The sequence below is a fragment of the Cysteiniphilum marinum genome (assembly GCF_014857925.1).
Classification (GTDB): Bacteria; Pseudomonadota; Gammaproteobacteria; order Francisellales; family Francisellaceae; genus Caedibacter; species Caedibacter marinus.
Map to the genome: position 1 here is coordinate 1 of NZ_JACYVZ010000112.1, position 887 is coordinate 887.

The 887-nt window shown below is 39.9% G+C and carries 1 protein-coding gene; it reads right to left on the reverse strand.

Annotated elements, in window-relative coordinates; translation table 11 throughout:
* A partial coding sequence (locus tag IE867_RS14540) for a reverse transcriptase N-terminal domain-containing protein (RefSeq protein ID WP_192485415.1) occupies positions 1–277 on the reverse strand: 277 nt, incomplete at its 3' end.
* Positions 278–887: the final 610 nt, after the last annotated feature.

An 887-nucleotide genomic window follows, 5' to 3' on the forward strand; every position in this document is an offset into this window, starting at 1 on the left:
AACCTTTTGTCTTGGCTTTGTTTGAATTCCAAACAATTCCGTCAACTCCTGGTGTGTTTTTCCCTTTATTGGTTGTAACCTTATGCACCGCGAGAAGCTTTGCATGAAAAGATTTGGTTAATAGATGTTGTAGGGCTTTTGCTTTATTCCATCTATTTTCTCTTATTGCTCTTGCAATACGTAATTGAAGCTTACGAACAATAGCTCTAGAGTTATCTAAATCCAATAAGTTCCAGTATATTGTCTCAGGCGCACCAATATTATTCGATATCGTCATTTGCTTTCCTAATTTATAAGTTCTTCAACTTCATCACAAGATGAGACCAACTAGAAGTCTGCCTACTTTCGTATGGGATAATGTTTCAACCCCTATCAAGTTCATTACAAACTTGCATTCGCTTTTTCTAGTCTCCTTTACCACCACGATTATCAGGATCATTTACAATCACCCTTCCTATTTCATAGGAATCATAGTGGCTTACCCTGTTTCTTACAATTCGATATTGGTAACTTAGCTGCCCTCTATAAGCCGATGACCTATGCGTTTGCGATATCACGGACAACTCGTGATATACCAGATCATATTACCGTTTGGTCAGTGCCTATCAGTAGCTTTGGCACCCTCACGTTAACGACTCGTCCATCAAGGGTTCAGTTATTCAGCATATTACCATTCTCTAGCACCTTCACCGTTTTGCTACTAACAGTTTCGGGGTCGTCTCACAACTAACCTTACAGTTACCTGTGGTGCTTTTCGCTCCCAGCTTTACACCAATCCGTTGCCAGATAAGCATATGGGAGAGGATAACAATCAGCAAAATGATTGGTTATGTCTAATCTTAGAATTAGCATAACAACGAATTGTACGACTTGCAGGTCGCACGTTG